Annotated in this window: 24 protein-coding genes and 1 tRNA gene; 11 read left to right on the top strand and 14 right to left on the bottom strand. The window is 65.5% G+C overall.

Annotated features, from left to right (window positions below):
- Positions 1-7 precede the first annotated feature (7 nt).
- The 5 genes from Q0897_RS10330 (at position 8) to Q0897_RS10310 (ending at position 3,230) form a co-directional block, all read left to right on the top strand.
- Positions 8-526: a nuclear transport factor 2 family protein gene (locus Q0897_RS10330; RefSeq protein ID WP_299309324.1), complete on the top strand. Its 519-nt coding sequence runs from the start codon at positions 8-10 to the stop codon at positions 524-526.
- A 27-nt stretch (positions 527-553) separates the two neighbouring features.
- Positions 554-1,285, top strand: a complete 732-nt coding sequence (locus Q0897_RS10325; protein ID WP_299309322.1) for a PepSY domain-containing protein — start codon at positions 554-556, stop codon at positions 1,283-1,285.
- A gap of 231 nt (positions 1,286-1,516) precedes the next feature.
- Complete coding sequence (locus Q0897_RS10320; RefSeq protein ID WP_299309321.1) at positions 1,517-2,188, top strand: DUF2231 domain-containing protein; 672 nt, start codon at positions 1,517-1,519, stop codon at positions 2,186-2,188.
- Between the two features lie 14 nt (positions 2,189-2,202).
- Positions 2,203-2,610 (top strand): hypothetical protein, encoded by a 408-nt coding sequence (locus Q0897_RS10315; RefSeq protein WP_299309320.1) that lies wholly within the window; start codon positions 2,203-2,205, stop codon positions 2,608-2,610.
- A 287-nt stretch (positions 2,611-2,897) separates the two neighbouring features.
- A complete protein-coding gene (locus tag Q0897_RS10310) occupies positions 2,898-3,230 on the top strand; it encodes a hypothetical protein (RefSeq protein WP_299309319.1) in 333 nt (110 codons plus the stop codon).
- 372 nt (positions 3,231-3,602) lie between these two features.
- Here the strand turns inward: Q0897_RS10310 and Q0897_RS10305 are convergent.
- Positions 3,603-3,677, bottom strand: a tRNA-Val gene (locus Q0897_RS10305).
- 143 nt (positions 3,678-3,820) lie between these two features.
- On the opposite strand from Q0897_RS10305, the gene Q0897_RS10300 reads away from it, so the two are divergent.
- Positions 3,821-4,159, top strand: a complete 339-nt coding sequence (locus Q0897_RS10300; RefSeq protein WP_299309318.1) for a DUF3297 family protein — start codon at positions 3,821-3,823, stop codon at positions 4,157-4,159.
- Positions 4,160-4,235: 76 nt separating this feature from the next.
- Positions 4,236-5,612: a ribosome biogenesis GTPase Der gene (gene der / locus Q0897_RS10295; RefSeq protein ID WP_299309316.1), complete on the top strand. Its 1,377-nt coding sequence runs from the start codon at positions 4,236-4,238 to the stop codon at positions 5,610-5,612.
- Positions 5,613-5,674: 62 nt separating this feature from the next.
- Here der and bfr read toward each other — a convergent pair whose 3' ends face one another.
- The 3 genes from bfr to Q0897_RS10280 all read right to left on the bottom strand — a co-directional run bounded on the left by bfr (position 5,675) and on the right by Q0897_RS10280 (position 7,862).
- A complete protein-coding gene (bfr, locus tag Q0897_RS10290) occupies positions 5,675-6,193 on the bottom strand; it encodes a bacterioferritin (protein WP_202086097.1) in 519 nt (172 codons plus the stop codon).
- 117 nt (positions 6,194-6,310) lie between these two features.
- A complete protein-coding gene (locus Q0897_RS10285) occupies positions 6,311-6,481 on the bottom strand; it encodes a (2Fe-2S)-binding protein (protein ID WP_299309315.1) in 171 nt (56 codons plus the stop codon).
- A gap of 76 nt (positions 6,482-6,557) precedes the next feature.
- Positions 6,558-7,862 (bottom strand): DUF418 domain-containing protein, encoded by a 1,305-nt coding sequence (locus Q0897_RS10280; RefSeq protein WP_299309313.1) that lies wholly within the window; start codon positions 7,860-7,862, stop codon positions 6,558-6,560.
- A gap of 110 nt (positions 7,863-7,972) precedes the next feature.
- Between Q0897_RS10280 and Q0897_RS10275 the strand changes: the two genes are divergently transcribed.
- Complete coding sequence (locus Q0897_RS10275; protein WP_299309311.1) at positions 7,973-9,220, top strand: tetratricopeptide repeat protein; 1,248 nt, start codon at positions 7,973-7,975, stop codon at positions 9,218-9,220.
- 13 nt (positions 9,221-9,233) lie between these two features.
- Here the strand turns inward: Q0897_RS10275 and Q0897_RS10270 are convergent, their stop codons facing one another.
- From Q0897_RS10270 to Q0897_RS10225, 10 genes are read right to left on the bottom strand one after another with little or no spacing between them, the layout of a single operon-like run.
- Positions 9,234-10,136: an acyl-CoA thioesterase II gene (locus tag Q0897_RS10270; protein WP_299309310.1), complete on the bottom strand. Its 903-nt coding sequence runs from the start codon at positions 10,134-10,136 to the stop codon at positions 9,234-9,236.
- A gap of 58 nt (positions 10,137-10,194) precedes the next feature.
- The gene (gene thiL / locus Q0897_RS10265; protein WP_299309308.1) at positions 10,195-11,154 is read right to left on the bottom strand and encodes a thiamine-phosphate kinase; all 960 of its coding nucleotides are present in this window, start codon (positions 11,152-11,154) and stop codon (positions 10,195-10,197) included.
- A complete protein-coding gene (nusB, locus tag Q0897_RS10260) occupies positions 11,141-11,593 on the bottom strand; it encodes a transcription antitermination factor NusB (protein ID WP_299309307.1) in 453 nt (150 codons plus the stop codon). The genes thiL and nusB overlap by 14 nt, the downstream gene beginning before the upstream one ends.
- Entirely contained in the window at positions 11,590-12,114 is a 525-nt protein-coding gene (locus tag Q0897_RS10255) for a DUF1993 family protein (RefSeq protein WP_299309306.1), read from the bottom strand. The genes nusB and Q0897_RS10255 overlap by 4 nt, the downstream gene beginning before the upstream one ends.
- Positions 12,111-13,415 (bottom strand): histidinol dehydrogenase, encoded by a 1,305-nt coding sequence (gene hisD / locus Q0897_RS10250; protein ID WP_299309305.1) that lies wholly within the window; start codon positions 13,413-13,415, stop codon positions 12,111-12,113. Before hisD ends, Q0897_RS10255 begins: the two co-directional genes overlap by 4 nt.
- On the bottom strand, positions 13,415-14,107 hold the full coding sequence (hisG, locus tag Q0897_RS10245; RefSeq protein WP_299309304.1) for an ATP phosphoribosyltransferase: 693 nt from the start codon (positions 14,105-14,107) through the stop codon (positions 13,415-13,417). The genes hisD and hisG overlap by 1 nt, the downstream gene beginning before the upstream one ends.
- 44 nt (positions 14,108-14,151) lie before the next feature.
- Positions 14,152-15,078 (bottom strand): alpha/beta hydrolase, encoded by a 927-nt coding sequence (locus Q0897_RS10240; protein WP_299309303.1) that lies wholly within the window; start codon positions 15,076-15,078, stop codon positions 14,152-14,154.
- Between the two features lie 26 nt (positions 15,079-15,104).
- The gene (locus Q0897_RS10235; protein WP_299309301.1) at positions 15,105-15,998 is read right to left on the bottom strand and encodes a pirin family protein; all 894 of its coding nucleotides are present in this window, start codon (positions 15,996-15,998) and stop codon (positions 15,105-15,107) included.
- Positions 15,995-16,720, bottom strand: coding sequence for a glutathione S-transferase (locus tag Q0897_RS10230; RefSeq protein WP_299309300.1), 726 nt, complete (start codon positions 16,718-16,720; stop codon positions 15,995-15,997). The genes Q0897_RS10235 and Q0897_RS10230 overlap by 4 nt, the downstream gene beginning before the upstream one ends.
- The gene (locus Q0897_RS10225; protein WP_299309299.1) at positions 16,717-17,013 is read right to left on the bottom strand and encodes a BolA family protein; all 297 of its coding nucleotides are present in this window, start codon (positions 17,011-17,013) and stop codon (positions 16,717-16,719) included. Before Q0897_RS10225 ends, Q0897_RS10230 begins: the two co-directional genes overlap by 4 nt.
- Positions 17,014-17,075: 62 nt before the next feature.
- Between Q0897_RS10225 and Q0897_RS10220 the strand changes: the two genes are divergently transcribed.
- The 3 genes from Q0897_RS10220 (at position 17,076) to Q0897_RS10210 (ending at position 20,714) form a co-directional block, all read left to right on the top strand.
- Positions 17,076-17,675, top strand: coding sequence for a J domain-containing protein (locus Q0897_RS10220; RefSeq protein ID WP_299309374.1), 600 nt, complete (start codon positions 17,076-17,078; stop codon positions 17,673-17,675).
- A 69-nt stretch (positions 17,676-17,744) separates the two neighbouring features.
- Positions 17,745-18,734 (top strand): cobaltochelatase subunit CobS, encoded by a 990-nt coding sequence (cobS, locus tag Q0897_RS10215; RefSeq protein WP_299309372.1) that lies wholly within the window; start codon positions 17,745-17,747, stop codon positions 18,732-18,734.
- A gap of 51 nt (positions 18,735-18,785) precedes the next feature.
- The gene (locus Q0897_RS10210) at positions 18,786-20,714 is read left to right on the top strand and encodes a transglycosylase domain-containing protein (RefSeq protein WP_299309297.1); all 1,929 of its coding nucleotides are present in this window, start codon (positions 18,786-18,788) and stop codon (positions 20,712-20,714) included.
- Positions 20,715-20,716 lie beyond the last annotated feature (2 nt).

Below are 20,716 nucleotides of genomic sequence, written 5' to 3'. Positions count from 1 at the left end.
AACTTCCATGACCAAGACTTTGACGCGCATCGCGGCGACTGCGTTTGTTGCCGCGCTGATACCGCTGCCAGCCTTCGCGCAGCAGATGGACCACTCTTCCCATGCGAACAATCAGATGCACGCGATGGACGCTTCGGCGGAGGATGTCGCGGGCGCTGAAGAAACCCTCAAGGCCTATCGCACCGCTCTTGAAGCGCGCGACGCGCAGGCAATGCGCGCGCTCTTCGCCGAGAACTCGGCGATCTTCGAGAATGGCAAGGCGGAAGGAAGCTTTGCCAATTACATGGAGCACCATTTGGGCCCCGAGCTCGACGCGATTGTGAGCTTCACCTTTACCGACCCCACGCTGACCGTCACCCGGATGGGGCACATGGCCCATGCTAATGAGACGTATGGCTATCGCATCGAACTTACCGATGGCCGGGTGATAGAGCGCGACGGCGTGGCGACATCGGTGCTTGCTCACGATGCGGACGGCTGGAGAATCGTCCAGTACCATTCCTCGTCGCGCGCGCTGCGCAACTGATTACGGCTTTCGAAGAGGTAGCACCGGTTGGCAACGCCGTCGCTGAAGCTGCGCCTGCATGTGCTCGGCAGCAAGATCCACAAATGGCTGGCGATTTTCGTCGGTGTCCAGGTTCTCTTGTGGATGGGAACCGGCGCCCTCATGTCGTTTCTCGACCTGGAAGAAGTTCGCTCCGAACATGTCGTTTCGCGTGAACAAGAGGCGCTGCCTGCCGATGCCCCGCTCCCGGCCTGGGTCGCAAACGACGGTACTCTTGCGGCGGTGTCGACGCATTCGCTCGACGGCGATGCCGTGACCGAGGTCCGAAAGGTCGACGGTAGCGTGAGCCTCCACGATCCGGTGACAGGGCGCAAACTCCCCCCCATCTCGGCTGCGACGGCAAGATCCATCGCGTTGCGCGCATGGACCGGACCGCGCACGACGATCGAAGGCGCGCGGCTCGTTCACGAACCGGTGGGGACCGAGTTTCGCGGCCCTTTTCCGGCCTGGCAGGTCGCCTATGCTGACGACGCTTCGACGCGCCTCTACATCGATGCCAGCAGCGGTACCCTCGGGGCGGCGCGTAGTGATACTTGGCGCCTGTTCGATTTCATCTGGGGCCTGCACATCATGGACTGGACCGAGCGCGATCGTATCAACAGTTGGTGGCTTCTGCTGTTCGGCATTGGCGGCACGATCATAGCCCTGTCGGGTTTCGTCCTGCTTGCGAACCGGATGCCGCGGCTGCGTCGTCGCACAAAGAAGAGCAAACTCGCCTGAGCCCATGGGGCTAATGCGCGTGGGCGAACGCCTTAACCCCGTTCGTCAGGCCGAACGGGGCCAGGAGCCGACTGCGTTCGACAATCGCGATGGTGCCGCCATCAGACGCGATACGGCGGACGCACATCTGTCGCGCCAATACCATCAAATTAATGTGAGGGGCAGGCGGCTGCGGTGCGTATCAGGCACATAGGTCGCACTTTAACTGCAGGGTCGGGAGACATACGAGACATGAAAGCCCCCTCATTCTTGGCGCTGCTCGTCGCAAGCCTGCTCTTCGTCGGACCCGTTCATGCTCATGGCGACGAAAAACATGGCGAAGAGGCGAGCGCCGCGCCTGCTGCCACCAATGGCGATGCGCACGACCAGGCGGCCATGGCGCAGATGGGTGAGGCTGCGGATGCTGGCGAATCCTCTGGCGCGCACGATGAAGCGGGCGGAGGTCATGACGAGGCCGTTGGCCATGCGGATGAGGGCGAAGCCGGCGTCATGGCCGTACTGAAGAAGCTGCATCCGGCAACGATCCATTTCCCGATCGCCTTGTTTCTCATGGCTGCGGCCACCGAATTGTTCGTGATGCGCCGGAAAGGAGCGGGCCTGGAAAGTGCGGTGCGCGTACTCGTCTACGGCGGAGCAATCGGCGCAGTCGTCGCAGTTCTGTTCGGATGGATTCACACCGGTCTGTGGTTCGGCGGCGATACTGTCATGCAAGTCCATCGATGGACCGGTATGCTGATCGCGGTTCTCGGTATTGCGATGGCATACCTCGCGAGCAGGCCGAGCCAGAGCCGCGCATGGTTGCGCGCGTCGATCTTCTCCATGGCGGCACTCGTTCTCATTCAGGGCTTTCTTGGCGGCGAGCTCGCGCATGGGTCGAACCACCTCGGTATTTCCTGGCTCTGAAGGAGTTGAAGAGCATGCGTACTTCCAGATTGAATGTGGCATTCGGGTTTCTCGCGATCGCGCCATTGATGTCCGCTCTTGCTGCTTGCGACGAGGCGCAGGAGAGCACACCGATCACCGAGGTTTCGCCGATGGGCGAAGCGGCGGTGATGGCTGGTTCGGCACCCGAGGCGGGTCTTGCAGACCCGGCAGCCTCTCCCTCCGAAGATGAGGCAGCGACCGCGCGGCAGGACGCTCTTTCGACAAATGACGCCACCACGCCCGCCTCACGGCGCGCCGCCTCTCCCGCATCAGGCGCAACTGCGACACCCGCAGCGCCACCGACGCGCACGCAACCCGCGAGCGAGGCGACCCCGCCCGCCGACCCCCATGCGGGCCATGACATGTCCTCGATGGGCGATCACGACATGGAAGGCATGTGATCGGGCGCGTTTCCCAGTGACACGGCTATTCAGGAGATACCCTCGGCAAGAAATCGCAACGAACAACGCAAGATCAGGAAAGGACGGCCCCGCCTCCCCACCCAAAGCCCTGCGGATCGCAGGTGCCCCCAAGGGGCCGTTCAGGAACCCCGCGTGAAGACCAACTAGACGCGCGGGGTTCCGTTTGCCCGGCTTCGCCGTCGCCCTGCCAGGCGCTTCCGGCATGGCTTTGTGCTATGTGAGCAGCGCGCAGACGATCGCCTCGATGGTTATGAAAGGAACCGCATATGTCGGAAACGGGAAAAGCCGGTGCGCTGTCGCGCTGGGAAGACGAAGGCGGGGCACTACCCTGCGGGCCGCAGGAAGCGCTCGCGGCCGATTGCGAGAAGTGGGATATTCCGCCGCTTTCCGATGCCGAGATCATCCAATTGCGCATCAGGGTGATCGCCCTCGAGAACATGGTGCTCGGCCTTATGTCGAGGGCTAGCGCCGATCAGCTGGCAGCAATCGAAGAAATGGCGGAATTCATATCCCCACATGCCGATGCGAAGCCTCATCCGCTTACCTTGCATGCTGCTACACAGATGGAGCACTTTGTCGAGCGCGCCCGACGAATTTAGGCTTCCAGCAGTTGAGCCTTTAACCAAACCCTACAATGCGCATGTTTCTGTTCGCCTCAGAGAGCGCCTCAGACGATTAACGGAGGCATCAGGTTGATCGAGACGATTTTGCTGACCTCGCAGTTCGGCGCGCAACGACGTTAGGTCGGCAATCTTGCTGTCGACCTCGGCCTTTGGCTCGAGCACCTGTCATTTGACAGGTAAACCGATGGCAACCCCGCCTGCGCTCCCCGACATGAGGTTCCGTCAAAACTTTGAACCGATTGGAGCAGAGTCCCGAACTTTCTCCCGACGACCAAGCAATGCCCGGGAAATCCGTTTCATACTTTTTTCATACGGTGGTTTACGAGATCAGCTAAGTCGTTGAAATCGTGGTGGGCGCGGCAAGGATTGAACTTGCGACCCCACCCGTGTGAAGGGTGTGCTCTACCACTGAGCTACGCGCCCGTCGCGGCTTCGGGCCGGATATCATCCGACGGTGCCGTCAACGTGTCGCGCGCCTTTGCCAGAATGGATCGCCATTGACAAGCCGTGTCGGTGAAAAGCGCATTTCGTTGACAAAGGGCGCCCCGGGATTACATGCGCGCTCCATGACCGACGACAACAGCACGCCCGAAACCGAAGCCCACGAAACCGAGGCCCCCGAAACCGAAGGCAATGTGGAAAAGCTGCCGCCCGACCACGTGGCGATCAATCCGCGCAGCGAATTTTTCGACGCGGACCGCCTCCGCCGCGGAATCGCAATCCGGTTCAAGGGTACTCAGCGTCGCGATATCGAGGAATATTGCATCTCCGAAGGGTGGGTCCGGGTGCAGGCCGGCAAGACGATGGATCGCAAGGGCAACCCGCTGACCATCAAGCTGAATGGTCCGGTCGAAGCGTGGTACGAGGATCTCGGCGACGACGCTCCGGTCGCGAAAAAGGGCTGAACGCCGCAGCCCGCGCAATCGCCTCTGAATCCGCAATTCGCTTGCGCTTGCGGCGCAGGCGGGCCAACTGACGCGCATGCTTCCCGAAGTCGTCATCATTGGCCGCCCCAACGTGGGCAAATCCACGCTTTTCAATCGTCTCGTGGGCAAGAAACTCGCGCTGGTCGATGACCAGCCCGGCGTGACCCGCGACCGGCGATTTGGCGAGGCGGATCTTCTCGGCCTGAAATTCACCATCGTCGACACCGCCGGGTGGGAGGACGATGACCCCCATTCGCTGCCTGGCCGCATGCGCAAGCAGACCGAGGCGGCGCTTGAGGGCGCGACGCTGGCACTGTTCGTGTTCGATTCGCGCGCGGGGCTGACCCCGCTCGATGAGGAAATCGCCCGCTGGCTGCGCGGGGCGGATGTGCCGGTGGTGGTCGTCGCCAACAAGGCCGAGGGCAAGGCCGGCGATTCGGGTATCTTCGACGCCTATTCGCTGGGCCTTGGCGATCCGGTCGCATTGTCCGCCGAACATGGCGAGGGCGTCGCCGATCTGTTCGAGGTTCTGCTGCCGCATCTCGAACCGCTGCAACCCGAAGAGGCGCCGGCGCTGGACGAGGGGGAGGACAGGCCGCTCGGCCCGTTGCAGCTCGCCATCGTCGGGCGTCCCAATGCGGGCAAATCCACGCTGATCAACCGGTTGCTACAGGAAGATCGCCTGCTCACCGGGCCGGAGGCGGGCATCACGCGCGATTCGATCGCGGTGGACTGGCAATGGCAGGACCCGAAATCGGGCGAGACGATGCCGATCAAGCTGATCGACACGGCGGGCATGCGAAAGCGCGCGCGCGTGACCGAAAAGCTGGAGCGGATGGCCGTTGCCGATGCGAAACACGCGGTCGATTTCGCCGAGGTGGTCGTTCTCCTGCTCGACGCGACGCAGGGGCTGGAGCATCAGGATCTCAAGATCGCGAGCCATGTGATCGAGGAAGGCCGCGCCTTGATGGTGGCCATCAACAAATGGGACATTGCCGAGGATCCGTCGGGCCTTTTCAACGGCATCCGCGCCGCGCTCGACGAAGGGCTGGCGCAGGCGCGCGGCATTCCGCTCATCGCGGTGTCGGCGCGCACGGGGAAGGGGACCGACGCGATGCTGTCCGCCGCGCACGAATTGCGCGATATCTGGAATCGGCGCGTGCCGACCGCGGCGCTCAACCGGTGGTTCGACGATGCGCTGGCGCAAAATCCGCCGCCCGCGCCCGGCGGCAAGCGGATCAAGCTGCGCTATATCACGCAGGTTCGCACGCGCCCGCCGGGCTTCGTGCTGTTCGGGACGCGGCTGGATCAGCTGCCCGAAAGCTACCGGCGCTATCTCGTCAACGGATTGCGGCGGGAGCTGGGCTTTGGTTCGGTGCCCGTGCGGCTCACGCTGCGCAGCCCGAAGAACCCCTATCACACCAAGGAATGACGCCGGCGTGATGCCGCGGCTGGCGGGTGCCGCGTTCGGCCCCGCCAGCGCAACATGCGGTCTCAGCCGAGGTCGCGGCCCGAGAAATTGCCGCTGTCCTTCTCGCTTCCGATCGGCGCGGATTGCAGCTGTACGTAGTTTTGCAGGCCCATGCGCGCGATCATTTCGAACTGCGTTTCGAGGTGGTCGACATGCTCTTCCTCGTTCTCGAGGATGCGGACGAGCAATTCGCGGCTGACGAAATCGCTGACCTTCTCGCAATGCTCGATCGCTTCGCGCAGGAGAGGGATGGCCTCCTCCTCCATCGCGAGGTCGGCCTTGAGGATTTCCTCGACCGTTTCGCCGACCTTCAGCCGGCCGATATTCTGAAAATTGGGCAGCCCGTCGAGCATGAAGATGCGGTCGGCAAGCCAGTCGGCATGCTTCATCTCGTCGATGGATTCGTGGCGTTCATATTCCGCCAGTTTCGCCATGCCCCAATGGTCGAACATGCGGTAATGCAACCAGTACTGGTTGATGGCGGTCAATTCGTTGAACAAGGCCTTGTTCAGATATTCGATGACCTTGGTGTCACCCTTCATGGCGCGTCCTTTGTTGCATCAGGCAGGCCAGGGTGATGGCGCCCACCGCCCCGTCGCGCAAGCCGTATCGGGCAGTTTTTCCGGATCCGGCGCCGAAACCGCGCGCATCGATCCCGATCAGGCGGCGCAACGCTCCGCATCGAGAATGTCGGTCGCATCGTCGAGGCATTGGCGGCATTGCGGCGCGCAGCCGAGCGACCGGTAGACCGCCTCCGCATCGCCGGGGCAATTGCGGGCGGCGGTGCGAATCTGGCTTTCGCGGATGGCATTACAGATGCAGACAATCATCGGAGCGAGGACCTTTCCGTGCTGTTCGGAAAGGATGGTAATGCGAATCTCTTGCAAGAGCAAGCACTATTGATAATCAGTCGCGTTTGCGCCGCGTGGCTCCGATGAGCGCCAGCCTGCGCCACGCCAGTTCGAGCGGGCCGGACCCGAATCGCCGCAGCCACGGCGCCGACCATGCCAGCATCGCGGCGCCCATCGCGCCGGCGAACACCATCAGCCCCGCATGGCCGAAATCGCGGTCGATCAGGCCCAGTCCCCAGCCGTGGAAGACGAATGTCATGACAAGGCTGGTCGCGATATAATTGGTAAAGGCCATGCGCCCCGCCGCGGCAAAGCGCCGCCCCAGCGCCGTTTCCATCCACGCCGGCGCATAGCGCACCACGATGGCGAGATAGCCGAGCGCCATCGCCATGCGTCCGGGCAGACCGGTGTAGTAGAACAGCCACGGGGTCGCCGCGCGCGAGAACCCGACATGGAAGAGCCAGGCCAGCGACAATGCCGCCCATACCAGCCCGAGCAGGCACCCGGCCCACCCGATCCGCGCCAGTTCGGAGCGTGAAACCGCCCCTGTAAAAAACCCGCCCTTCGCCAGCCCCATGCCGAGAAGCATGAGCGGAAGCGTCTCGAACACCGAGATTTTCAGCGATAGCAGCGGATAGAACGGATCGCTTGCCAGCCGATGCCCGATCTGCGCCGCCATGCCGCTGGAGAACAGCGCGCGATCGGCGGCGCTCTCGATCGAAAGCCCGTCGGTATAATCGGATAGCGAGGCGATCTGTTCGGCATTGGCATGGCCGTGGACCGCCGCGTCGATGGCGATCATGATCGGGCCGACCCCCCACGTGCAATAGGCACCGAAGATCAGCGTGCTGAGCAGTCCCGCCACGATCAGCCGCAACGCCGACAACCGCAGAAACGCCAGCGCACACGTCCCCGCCACCGCGTAGAGGAACAATATGTCCCCCCGCCACAACACCAGGTAATGCAGATAGCCGAACACCGCGAGCCAGCCCAGCCGCCGCAGTTGCGGGGCCAACGCCGCCCCGTCCCCGGCATCGCCGCCGGGCGAACGACGCGCCGCGAAAAAAACGATCCCCGCGCCGAACAGCAGGGTAAAAAGGGCCCGCATCTTCCCTTCGAAAAAAAGCGCGGCGACCGAAAAGCTGACGAAATCGGCGACGCCCGCATGACCGTTCCAGTCGGGATTGCCGACCGCCGCGAAAGGCCCGGCAAAGCCCTCCATATTGATGACCACGATGCCCAGCACGGCGATCCCGCGCGCGAGATCGAGCGCATCGATCCGGCCCGAGGAGGAGGCGGCCGGATCCGGCGGGACGGCGCCCGCAAGGGTGGTGCACGGCGAAGCGGAAATGTCTGCCATGAGGCCCGCACTGCATGCTGCGCACGGATTTTCAAAGCCCTTAACCGAATATTAGCGATAGGCCACGAGACTGCGGGAAGCCAGTCACCTGCCTGCACGAGGATGCTTTCATGATCGACCCGTTCGCCCGCACACGAAACGGCGCGCGAAAACTCGGCCTCGCCGTGCTGGGCTCCGCCGTGCTGGCGGGGTGTTCGTCATTCTATCCCGCATCGCAAAGCACGGAAAGCCAGATCGCCTCCGCTCTCGATGCGGGGCAGAGCGACACGGCGATCGCCCTTGCGGAGGGGGCGGTGCTGGCCCGGCCGGACGATGCGGCGACGCGTGCGATGCTGGGGCGTGCCTATCTCGACGCCGGGCGGCTGGTGTCCGCACGCGAGGCATTGGGCGATGCGGTCACGCTAGGCGACGGGTCGGCGCGCACGGCATTGATGCTGGCCCTGGCGCAGATCGGAACGGGATATCCGCGAATCGCCGTCACCACGATCGAGGCGCAGGGCACGGCCATTCCGGCGAGCGAACGGGGTCTGGCGCTCGCGCTCGCGGGGGAAACGGCGCGCGGGGTGCAGATCCTGACCGATGCGATCCGCGCCGGCGACAATAGCGTGCGGGCGCGGCAGAATCTCGCCTATGCGTTTGCGCTCGACGGGCGCTGGCGCGACGCACGGATCATGGCGGCGCAGGATGTGCCGGCGGACAGGCTCGACCAGCGCATCACCCATTGGGCGATGACGGCGCGCCCCGATCTTTCGGCGCAGCGGATCGCCGGGCTTCTGGGCACGACCCTTGCAGTAAGCGACCGCGGGCAACCCTTGCAACTCGCTCTCAAACAACCGCAGGCACCGGCCTTCGCGAATGAGCCTGCGCCGGATGCGGTTGCGCTCAACGCTGCCGGTGCGGTGGATCTGCCGCGTATCGAGGCGCCGGCGATCGCGACGGCTTCCACGACGGCCCTGCCTGCGTCGAGCGGGCTTTCCGCCGCGCCGAAGGTGGAGGCCAAAGCTGCGCCGCGCTCCGCGGCCGTGGTGCCCGTTCGCGCGCCCGCCGCCCTGCCGCAGGCCGGCGCGGGGGGAAGCCATGTCGCGCAACTCGGCTCGTTTCTTTCCATGGCCGACGCCCGCGCCGGGTGGGCGGTGTTCCAGTCGCGCTATGCCAATTTGCGCGGCGTCATGCCCGCCATCGGGACCGCGCGCGTGGCGGGGCGCACCTATTACCGGGTGGGTGCCGCCGGTTTCGACGCGCAGGACGCGGCCCGCATGTGCCGGGCGGTGAAGGCCAGCGGCCACGGCTGTTTGCCCATTGCGCGCGAACGACTCGGCACGCCCCTGCGCCCCACGCGTATGGCGAGCGCGCGATAAAGGCGCGCGGCGGCTAGGCGCTCTTGACGGATTTCGGGCGGATCAGACCTTCCTGCGCGGTGGAGGCGATCAGCCGCCCATCGCGGGTATAGAACGCGCCCCGCGTGAACCCGCGCGCATTCGCCGCCCATGGCGAATCAAAGCTGTAGAGCACCCATTCATCCATCCGCGCATCGCCGTGGAACCATATCGCATGATCGAGGCTCGCCGCTTTGATATCGCGATTGTGGAACACCATGTCATGCGGCAGCAGCGCAGCCGAGAGCAGACCGTAATCGCTGTACAGCGCGAGCACGTTGCGATGGACCGCCGGGTCGTCGGGAAGGGGGGCCAGCGTGCGCAACCAGATATAGCCATCGTTGGGACCGGCATCTTCGGAAAAGCGCATCGGCGGTACGCGCGCCTCGAACCCGCGACTTTTGTGAAACAAGGCGATGGTTCCGCGTTTCGGCCCAGCCAGCTTGCGGACGAGAGCGTCTTCATCGAGCAGATCTTCGGGCATTTTCACGTCCGGCATCGGGAACTGATGCTCAAGCCCGCTCTCCGGTTTCTGAAAGCTCGCCGTCAGGTTCAGGATCGGCTGGCCCTTTTGTGCTGCGATCACCCGGCGGTTCGAAAAGCTCCCCCCGTCGAAATCGCGCTCCACCATCAGGTCGATGGGATGGTCCTCGTCCCCGCCGCGCAGGAAATAGGCGTGGAGCGAATGGGCGGTGCGCCCTTCGGGGGCTGTCATCTGCGCGGCGGCGATCGCCTGGCCGATGACTTGCCCGCCGAATATGCGTCCGCGTCCGCCCGGCTTGCGGGGGCCGACGAAACGGTCCTCGCCCACCTGTTCCGGGGAGAGCAGCGCGATGAGGCCCGCGACGCTTTCGGCAGGCGTGATATCGTCGTCGAGCGGGTTGATCGGTTCGGTCATGACCCATCCTGTGCCGCCGGGCGTGGTCCGGGTCAATCGCGCATCGTCGTGCGGCGCCTCAATCCTTGGGCGCCGTGTCCCGCCCATGCGCGTAACCGAGCGGGATCGATCCATCGGGCGGCACGCGATCGATCAGTACGGGCTCGCGTCCCGCCGCAAGCACCGTGCCAATGCAGCAGGCGTCGACCGGCGGGGCGATCCCGTCGGCCATGGTGAACAGCAGCTGGTAATCGTCACCCCATCGCATCGCCTCGTCCCGCCGGTCCGCGAGGGCGGGGTGGACGGGCACCGCCGCGCTGTTGATCGCGATCGTGGTCCGGCTCGCCTCCGCCATCCGGCGCGCATCGATGAGCAAGCCATCGGACACGTCCATCATCGCGTGCACCACCGGCGCCAGCGTCGCGCCTGTGGCAAGCAGCGGTTCGGGTCGCCGGAACGCGGCGGTCAGCGCGGGATCGTCGACGCCGCGCTGCAACGCCTCGAACCCGGCAAGGGCTGCGCCGAGCACGCCTGTGACCCAGACGCGGTCGCCCACCTGTGCGTCGGCTCTCGCGGGCGGCGGGTTGCGCACCGGCGCGCCGATGGCCGTGAGGCCGAGCGTGCGCGTGGCAGCAGAAGAGGGCCCGGCCACCGTATCACCGCCGAGCAGCGGCGCGGGATGGACGGCAAGCACCGCGCGAAGACCGTCCGCAAATGCCGCGTCCCACGCCGCATCGCCGAGCATGTAGCCGAGGATCAGCGCCACCGGACGTGCCCCCTTTGCGGCAAGGTCGGACAGATTGGAGGTGACCAGTTTCCACGCGACGTCGGCGGCGTCCTGCGAAGGAAGCCAGTGCACGCCCTCCACCATCATGTCATGCGTCACGACGAGCGGGCCATGCGCGTCGAGAACCGCGGCATCATCGGCAAGAGCCCGCGAGCCCGGCCCGGTGGCGAGAGCGCGCATGGCCGCGATGAAGCGCGCCTCGCCGCTATCGTCGCCGGGACCGGTCACCGCGCGGGTTTCAGGACCGGACATCCTTCGCAATCGCGTCGAGCAGGCCGTTCACGAATTTTGCCTCGCGCGCTTCGAAAAAGGCATGGGCGACGTCGACATATTCGCTGATCGCGCTGGCCGTGGGCACGTCGGCGCGGGCCATCAGCTCATACGTGCCGCAGCGCAGGATTTGCAACATCGTGCGGTCGAGCCGGGTCAGCGACCACCCTGTTGCCAGCCGCTCCGTAATGCGGGTGTCGATCTCTTCGCGGCGGGCGTCGACGCCCTTTACCAGATCGTCGAAAAACGCGACCTCGGCATCGGCATATTGCGCCTCCTCGATCTCGCGGCCGAGGCGGTGCTGATGAAATTCGTCGAGCAGGCGCGTGATCGGCGTCTTTTCCATATCGTGCTGATACAGGGCCTGCACCGCGGCCAGCCGCGCGGCGGAGCGCGATTGCGAACGGGCTTTTTGAGTCATGAAACTTTCTTCCGGACCGATCCCAGATAGTCGAACTTGCCGACCGCGACACCGGCCTGACGCAGGATCGCGTAGGCCGTCGTCACGTGGAAATAGAAATTGGGTTGCGAGAAGGAGAGGAGAAATTCCTCCCCGTCGAACGGCATGACGAAATCGCGGAAACGGAATTCGACGGGCTTGCCGATAAAGCCCTCGAACTCCGCCGGGTCGAGCGCGTTGATCGCGTCGCGCGTTTGCGAGAGCATCGTGCGCATGGCGGCAAAATCGCGCGGGCTTTCGGACATGTCCGGGCTGAACACGCCGGCCCGCACACCTTCGACCGCGCCGATGGAATGGGTGCGCACCGATTTCACCTGATACGCGAAATCAAGCATGTCGGGGGCAAGCTTCATCTGGACGAACTCGTCCTCGCTGCGCTCGGTTTCGCCGCAATGGCTGTCCGCCTTGGTGAGCACACGCTCAAGCCCGTCGATCATCTGAATCCACTGGGGGACGAGCGCGTGGTGCAGCGAAATGCTCATGAATCTTCTCCTTCGAGGCGGATGGCGACCGATCGGGCATGGGCGTGCAGCCCCTCCGCCTCGGCCAGTGCGACGGCGGCGGGACCCATGGCGGCAAGTGCCGCGCGGTCGAGTTCGATGAAACTCGTCCGCTTCATGAAATCGAGCACGGACAGCCCGCTCGCGAACCGGGCGCGTCGTCCGGTGGGCAGGACGTGGTTCGGCCCCGCCACGTAATCGCCGACCGCTTCGGGCGCATGGCGGCCGATAAAGACCGACCCTGCGTGCCGGATCGCGCCCAGCAGCGGTTCGGGCGAAGCCACGGCGAGTTCCACATGTTCGGCGGCCAGTGCATTGGCAAGCTCGGCCGCGCGGGCCATCGGTGCGGTGATGATGACGCCATGATCGGTCCAGCTTTGCCGCGCGACGCCCGGATCGGGGAGGCGGGCCAGCTCATCCTCCACCGCGTCCGCGACACGGGCGGCAAAGCCGGGATCGTCGGTGATGAGGATGGATTGCGCGACGGGATCGTGCTCGGCCTGGCTCAACAGATCGGCGGCGATATGCGCCGGGTCGTTGTCCGCGTCCGCAATGACGAGGATTTCCGACGGCCCCGCCACCATGTCGATGCCCACCACCCCGAACAATTGCCGCTTCGCCTCCGCGACCCAGGCATTGCCCGGGCCGGTGATGACGTCGACCGGCGCAATCCGCCCGGTGCCATAGGCAAGCGCGGCGATCGCCTGCGCCCCGCCGACGCGCCAGATTTCGTCCACCCCGGCGACATGGGCGGCGGCCAGCACGAGCGGATTGACCGCGCCACCGGGCGTCGGCGTCGCGACGGCGAGCCGTTCGACGCCCGCCACCTTCGCCGGGATCGCATTCATCAGCAGCGAGGACGGGTAGGCCGCGCGCCCACCCGGCACGTAAAGCCCGGCGGCATCCACCGCCCGCCATTTCGCGCCGAGCCGCACGCCCGCATCGTCGCGGTAATCGCGATCCTCGGGCAATTGCGCCGCGTGATAGGCCCGGATGCGCGCCGCCGCGGTTTCGAGCGCATCGCGCAGCGCCGGGGCCAGCGCGTCATAGGCCGCGCGGCATTCCTCCGCCCCGATGGTCCACCCCGCGTCGCCATTGCCGGCCAGCGTATGGGAATCGAATTTCTCGGTATAGGCGATGAGCGCGTCGTCGCCGTCTTCTTTCACCCGCGCCAGGATCGCGGTGACGTCGCGCCCGACGCCCGCGTCCTCCTCGCGCCGGTCGGCGACGATGGCGGCAAAGGCGGTGTCGAAATCCGCGTCCGATGCGTCCAGCCTGCGCATTACGCCGCACCCGCGGGCAGGCCCGCCGCCTCATGGCCCGGGTTGTGTTCGGCCAGCGCGCGAAACGCCTCGATCATGGGGCCGAGCCGGGCGCTGTCGGTTTTGAGCGCGGCGCGATTGACGATGAGCCGGGCCGACACGGGCAGGATTTTTGCCGTTTCGACCAGCCCGTTCTGTTTCAGCGTACGGCCCGTCGACACGAGATCGACGATGCGGCTGGCAAGGCCGAGCGAGGGCGCGAGTTCCATCGCGCCGTTCAGCTTCACGCATTCGGCCTGCACGCCCTTCGCCTCGAACCAGCGGCGGGTGATGTTGGGATATTTGGTCGCGACGCGCATGTGGCTGGCGCTGCGCCCGTCTTCTTCGGCCCCGTCCACCGGCTCCGCGATGGACAGGTGGCAGTGCCCGATGTCGAGATCGACGGGGGCGTAGAGGTCGGAATAATCGAATTCCTCGATCACGTCGGAGCCGACGATCCCGGCCTGCGCGGCGCCGTGCGCGACGAAGGTGGCGACGTCGAACGCGCGCACCCGGATGAGCCGGATCGAGGGATCCTCGCACGCAAAGCTCAACGCGCGATTGGCCTTGTCGTGGAAGCCCGGTTCGGGAACGATCCCGGCGCGGGCCATCAACGGCAGGGCTTCGTCGAGAATGCGACCCTTGGGAATGGCGAAGGTGAGCGGTTTTGTCATGACAGCCGCGACTTAGGCGTCGCGGCCTTGGCTGGCAATGGGCGTTACCGTTCGCCCGTGCCGAGAAACCCGTCCATCGCCGCGTTCACCGCCTCCGGCCGCTCCCAGATGACGAAATGACCCGCATCGGCAATGCGCGTGATGGAAAGATCGTCGACATGATCCGAAAGCCGGTCGAGATTGGCAGGCCGGATCGCACGGTCCTCCATCCCCCAGATGACGAGCGTCGGGATGGTGATCTGTGGCATGGCGATCGCCTTTGCATCGTCGGGAATGGCAAAGGGCGCGTCCATCGGCGGCACGTCCATGGCGGATGCGCGATACCAGTTGATCATGCCGAACGCGCGCTCCGGATCGGACCAGTCCTCGATCAACGCGGCCTGCTCCTCGGCTTCCGGGCGGGGTGAGGAATCCCGGTCCGGAAATGCCTTCGCCAGCAGGGGGAGCAGGCCGCCCTGTTCGATCAACGCGTCATTGCCGGTATCGCGGAACACGCGAATATACTGGGAGGCGGCGCGCTGTTCCGGGTCGGTATATAAAAGCGTCTGCATCACCGCGGGGTGCGGGGCATTGGCGATGATCGCGCGGGTGACGCGGCCGGCATGGGGGCTTGCCGCGACCGGATCGGCGTTGGGCTGTCCCGCCATCGCCACGGCCCATGCGATCGCGCCGCCCCAATCGTGCCCGACGACCGTGAATTGCCCGATGTCGAGCGCGTCGGCGAGCGCGAACACATCGCCGACCAGCAGGCTGGCCCGGTAATGCTCCGGCCCGCCGGGCTTCGACGAATGGCGGTATCCGCGCTGATCCGGTGCGACACAGCGAAAGCGGTGCGACAGATGCGGGATCTGATGCCGCCAGGTGCGGTGCGATTCGGGGAAACCGTGCAGGAAGATCAGCGCAGGCGCATCGCGCGGCCCTTCGTCGCGAACCTGCAATTCGATTCCGTTAGCCAGCTGCACCGTTTTCATAGGCCTGTCCCATACCCCGTTTTCTTTCAAGGATAGCTGACAGTCTTTGGCCGGTCGGGCAAGGGGATGTATTCCGCCTCGTCACCCGGCACGCGCGGGAACTTGCCGTCGCGCCAGTCTTCCTTCGCCTGCTCGATCCGGTCGCGGCTGCTGTGCACGAAATTCCACCACACGTGCCGTTTGCCCACCGGTTCCCCGCCCAGCAGAAAGACCCGGCCCCCGTCGCGCGACGACAGCACCGCCGCCGCGCCGGGGCGCAGCACGATGAGCTTCAACGGGTCGAGCGCAATGCCGTCAATGCTCGCATCGCCGGCGAGCAGCATCACCGCGCGCTCCGCGACGTCCGCGTCGACCGGCATCTTGCCATCGGGCGCCAGTTCGATGTCGGCATTGATCGTTTCGGCATGGCAGGTGGTCGGCGCGGTTTCGCCCCACAGGGTGCCCATGATGATCCGCGCCTGCGATCCGCCGTCGGCAACGATGGGAAGATCCTTCGACGCGATGGATTCGAACGCCGGGTCGATATTCTCCTGCCCATCGGGAAGCGCGAGCCATGTCTGCGTCCCGAAAAGGCGCGGGCCGGCGGCGCGTTCGTCCGCAGGCGACCGTTCGGAATGGACGATACCGCGCCCCGCCGTCATCAGATTGACCGCGCCGGGCGTGATAACCTGCCTGCTGCCGAGCGAATCGCGGTGCTCGATCGCCCCTTCGAGGAGATAGGTGACGGTCGACAGGCCGATATGCGGATGCGGCCGGACGTCCATGCCGGTCCCGATGTCGAGCGTGCTGGGCCCGAATTCGTCGACGAAGACGAAGCGGCCGACCGACCGGCACGCCTGCTGCGGCACGGCCCGATGCACGGTGAACGCGCCGAGATCGTGGCTTACGGGCGTGACGGTTTTCAAAATGGGGTCGGTCATGCAGCGTCCAGTTCGGGATAGTTGCGAAAGATGCCCTCCTTGCCGAAAGGCTGGCACCGGTCGCTTTTCCGGTATTCGGCGATGCGCGGCAAGGCAAAGAATGCGTCGCGGATCGCGTGCAGCTTCGGATAATCCCCGGCAAGGGCGGCCATGCGTTTCGGAAACATCCAGTGCAGCCCGTCGAGCAGATAGGCAAGCGACGCATCCAGCCCGCTCCACGTCTTGCCGATGGCCCAGTCGCCGCCGTTCGCTTGCACGGCGGCCTCGAAATGATTGCAATATTTGGGGATGCGGTTTTCGCGGAAATCCTCCGCCGCCTGCATCGCCGCGTCCTTCTGATCCTCGTAATATAGCGAGGTCGCGATGGGATGATGCACGCCGTGCACCTCCTCCGTCATGTCGGCGATGTCGAGCTGCAGCTGATTCATATAGCGCCGGGCCGCTGCATCATTCGTGCCGATGTCGTGCTCCTCGGTCAGGAAGGCGATGATGTTCGGCGTCTGCGCAATCGATTCGCCTGCCGTTTCGAGCAGCGGCACGGCAAACGCCGGCCGGCTCTTCATCGCGGCGAGATGTTCGGCCACTTTCGACATGCCGTCATCGGTGGAAAGGCCGGACGCGCGGGCCGGCTCGGTATAGGCGATGTCCGCCGCCTCCAGCACGAGCCGCACGAACTCGCCGCGCCCCGGAAGGCCGGGCCAGTACCACAGATCGTAGCTCATGGGACGATCCCCGGCGCTTCGGCTTTGATCGCGATGGCGTGGACGCGCTCTCCCGGAATGTCGCCCAGCGCGTGGTTGACCATGCGCTGCCGTTCGAGCCGGGAGCGATCCTTGAATACGTCGGCCTCGATAAAGATCGAAAAATGCGATTCGCCGCTGCCGTCGTCGCCCATGTGGCCGCGATGGGCGGCGCTGTCGTTCTTCACGTCGAGCCTGGCGGGCGCGAATGCGGCGGTAAGCCGTTCACGGATTTCCGCTTCGAGCGGGCCCGATGGGGAATTGGGTTGGGGCATGATGGGGGTGCTTTCAATTCGGGGGGTTCACATTTCGGGGCGGGCGTATCATTTCAATGGCGATGTCACGAGACCGGTTCCATGGACGACACGAAAATCCCGGCACGATCTGCCACGCCCCCGGATGCGAGGAGGCGGGCGAATTTCGTGCGCCGGGCGCGCGCGGCCCCGGTTTCGACGGGCCGGGGGAGTGGCGCTGGTTCTGTCTCGACCATGTGCGGCAGTTCAATGCAGGCTACGATTTTTTCGAAGGGATGAGCGCGGAGGAAATCCTCGACGCGCAATCGCCCGTGTCCGGATGGCGCGATTCGCGGGCCTATTCGCCGACGGCGGGCATTGACGGTGCGCCGCGCTGGGCCGATTTCGACGATCCGCTGGAGGCGATTTCGGCGCGCGCCCGGGCCCGCCGGTCGGACCGCGAACGACAATGGCGGGAAGAGGACCGCGCCCGCCGCGCCGGCGTTTCGGGCGAGGATGCCCGGGCGCTCGACGTGCTGGGCCTTTGCGTCGATGCCGACCGGCAGAAATTGCGAAGCCGCTATTCCGAACTTGTCCGGCGGTATCATCCCGACCGCAACGGCGGCGACCGCAGCCATGAAAATCGCCTGCAACAGGTCGTCGCCGCGTATCAGCATCTTCGCCGCGCGGGCCGCTTCGGGTGATGCAAAACCGGCGCCGTGGCCGATTGCCTGTTGCCCCGCCCGCGGCACATGTTTAACCGCAATGGTGCCATGAACGACATTACCCAGAACACGAACAGCCACGAAACCGCACTGGCCGCGCCCGACATGCAAGTGGACGTGCGCGAGACCTTCGGGATCGACATCGACATGAAGGTCCCGGCCTTCAGCCGCGCGGACGAGCGCGTGCCCGATACCGATCCCAATTACGTGTTCGATCCCGACACCACGCTCGCGATCCTGGCCGGGTTCGCGCACAACCGCCGCGTCATGGTGCAGGGGTATCACGGCACAGGCAAGTCGACCCATATCGAGCAGGTTGCCGCGCGGCTCAACTGGCCCTGCGTGCGGATCAATCTCGATGCGCATATCAGCCGGATCGACCTCGTCGGGCGCGATGCCATCGTGCTGCGCGACGGGTTGCAGGTCACCGAATTTCGCGAAGGGCTGCTGCCCTGGGCGCTGCAGACGCCGACCGCGCTGGTGTTCGACGAATATGATGCGGGCCGCCCCGACGTGATGTTCGTCATCCAACGCGTCCTGGAAACCAGCGGCAAGCTGACCCTGCTCGATCAGAACCGCGTCATCCGCCCCGATCCGCATTTCCGCCTGTTCGCGACCGCCAACACGGTGGGCCTCGGCGATACCAGCGGGCTTTACCATGGCACGCAGGCCATCAACCAGGGGCAGATGGACCGCTGGAACATCGTCGTCGGGCTCAATTACCTGCCCGAGGCGACCGAAGTGAACATCGTGCGCGCGCAGGTGCCCGATGCCGAACCCGACCTCGTGCGCAAGATGGTGCAGGTCGCCGATCTGACCCGCGAAGGGTTCATCAATGGCGACATTTCCACCGTCGCATCGCCGCGCACGGTCATCAGCTGGGCCGAAAACACGCGCATCTTCAACGATGTCGGCTTTGCCTTCCGCCTGTCCTTCCTCAACAAGTGCGACGAGACCGAGCGCATGCTGGTCGCCGAATATTATCAGCGCGTCTTTGGCACCGACCTTCCCGAAAGCGTCGTGTCGCGCGCCGGATAATGCGCGTCGGCCGGATGCGGCCGGGCACGCCATCGGGTAGGGCGGTGCGTCATGGCGGATGATTTCGAAAAGCCGCGCCGCGACAGGTGGTGGCGCCGTTCGCGCCGCGATGACGCGCGGATCGCGGACGAACCCGGCTATCTCGAAGAATCGCAGGGCTACGGTTCCGGCCATGACTGGGACGAGCGGGACGGCGGCGCCGATCCCTATGCGGACGAATATTACCCCGCGCCGCCGGACGAACCGCGGCGCCGGGGGTGTATCGCCGGGTGCCTGCTGCTGCCGTTCACGCTCACCGCGCGGCTGGTCAAATGGGGGGCTGTGGCGTTCGTCGTGCTGCTCGGCCTCACGATCGTGTGGCTCGCCGCGACGAAGCCCGTTTCGGAAACGCTCGATCCGCATGGCGATCCCTTCGTGCTGGTGTCGCAGGACGGTCAGCCGATCGCGCGCGGCGGCGACGTGGTGCTCGCCCCTGTGGAGGCGGAGATGCTGCCCGCCCACGTGATACAGCCCTTCCTCGCGATCGAGGATCGCCGGTTCTTCTCCCACTGGGGCGTGGATCCGCGCGGGGTGGCGCGGGCGTTCGTCCATAATCTGGGCGGCGGGTCGATGCAGGGCGGCTCGACCATCACGATGCAGCTCGCCAAGGTCACCTATTACAGCCACGATCGCACGATGGGGCGCAAATTGCTGGAGGTGCCGACGGCGCTCTGGCTCGAATTGTGGCTGACGAAGGAGGAAATCCTCGAACGCTATCTCTCGAAGATCTATTTCGGCGACCGCTCCTATGGCCTGCGCGCGGCGTCCATGCGCTATTTCGGGAAGGCGCCGGAGGATCTCGCCCCGCAGGAGGCGATCCTGCTCGCCGGTCTGCCCAAGGCGCCGAGCAGCCTTGCGCCCAGCGTCCATGCCGCCGCCGCCCGCGCCCGCGCCGACGTGGTGAAGATCGCGATGGTCGATGCAGGCTATCTGACGCAAGCGGAGGCCCGCGCGATGCCCGATGCGCGGCTGCGCCTGCAATCCAATCGCGAACCGCCGCGCTATGCCCATTTCACCAACTGGATCCGCCGGCTCGCCGTGGCGGAGGGGTATGGCGCCGATGCGCCGATCATCGCGACGACGCTCGACGTGGAGGTGCAGCGCGCGGCGGAGGCGGCGGTGCGTTCGGTCGATGTCGGCGATGCGGAGGTCGCGCTCGTCGCGATGCGGCCCGACGGCGCCGTGCTCGCCATGGTCGGCAGCAAGGATTACAACGCGAATCAATTCAACCACGCGCTGGCCGGGCGGCAACCCGGCTCCACGTTCAAGCTGTTCGTCTGGCTCGCCGCGTTACAGCAGGGGATGAGTCCCGGCATGATGGTGAGCGATACCGAGATGCCCGGCGGGCCGCGCAATGCGGGCAATGCCTATCGCGGGCAGATCACGCTGGAGGATGCCTTCGTCCATTCCAGCAATGTCGTCGCGACGCGGCTCTATAATCAGGTCGGCGGCGACGCGGTCGTCTCGCTCGCGCAGGATTTCGGCATCGACGCGGCGATGGACCCGGCAGATACGTCATTGCCGCTGGGAACGGCGGACGTGTCCCTGTTGCAGCTTACCGCCGCCTATGCGGGCGTCGCGCGCGGCGAATATCCGGTGCACCCCTATGCGGTGCAGCCCGCCCGCGGTGAGCCGGAGGATCATGGCGGACGCTACCGCCTCGACCCCCGCGTCCATGCCGAGATGATCGAGATGCTGCGCGAAACGGTGAACCGCGGCACGGGGCAGGCCGCCCGGCTCCCCATTCCCAATTTCGGCAAGACCGGCACCAGCCAGGAAAACCGCAATGCGGTCTTCGTCGGCTGGGCCGGGGGGATCGTGGCGGGCGTGTGGGTCTATGCCGATGCGGACGCCGCCGACCGCAGCCGCATTTCGGGCGGCGACGCACCGGCGCGCATCTGGCGGCAGTTCATGATCCGCGCGGTGCCGGGCGCGAACTGACC

The organism is uncultured Croceicoccus sp. (genome assembly GCF_947496385.1).
Lineage (GTDB): Bacteria > Pseudomonadota > Alphaproteobacteria > Sphingomonadales > Sphingomonadaceae > Croceicoccus.
The sequence above is the reverse complement of the archived record's forward strand: the minus strand, read 5'-3'. Positions and strand labels throughout refer to the sequence as shown.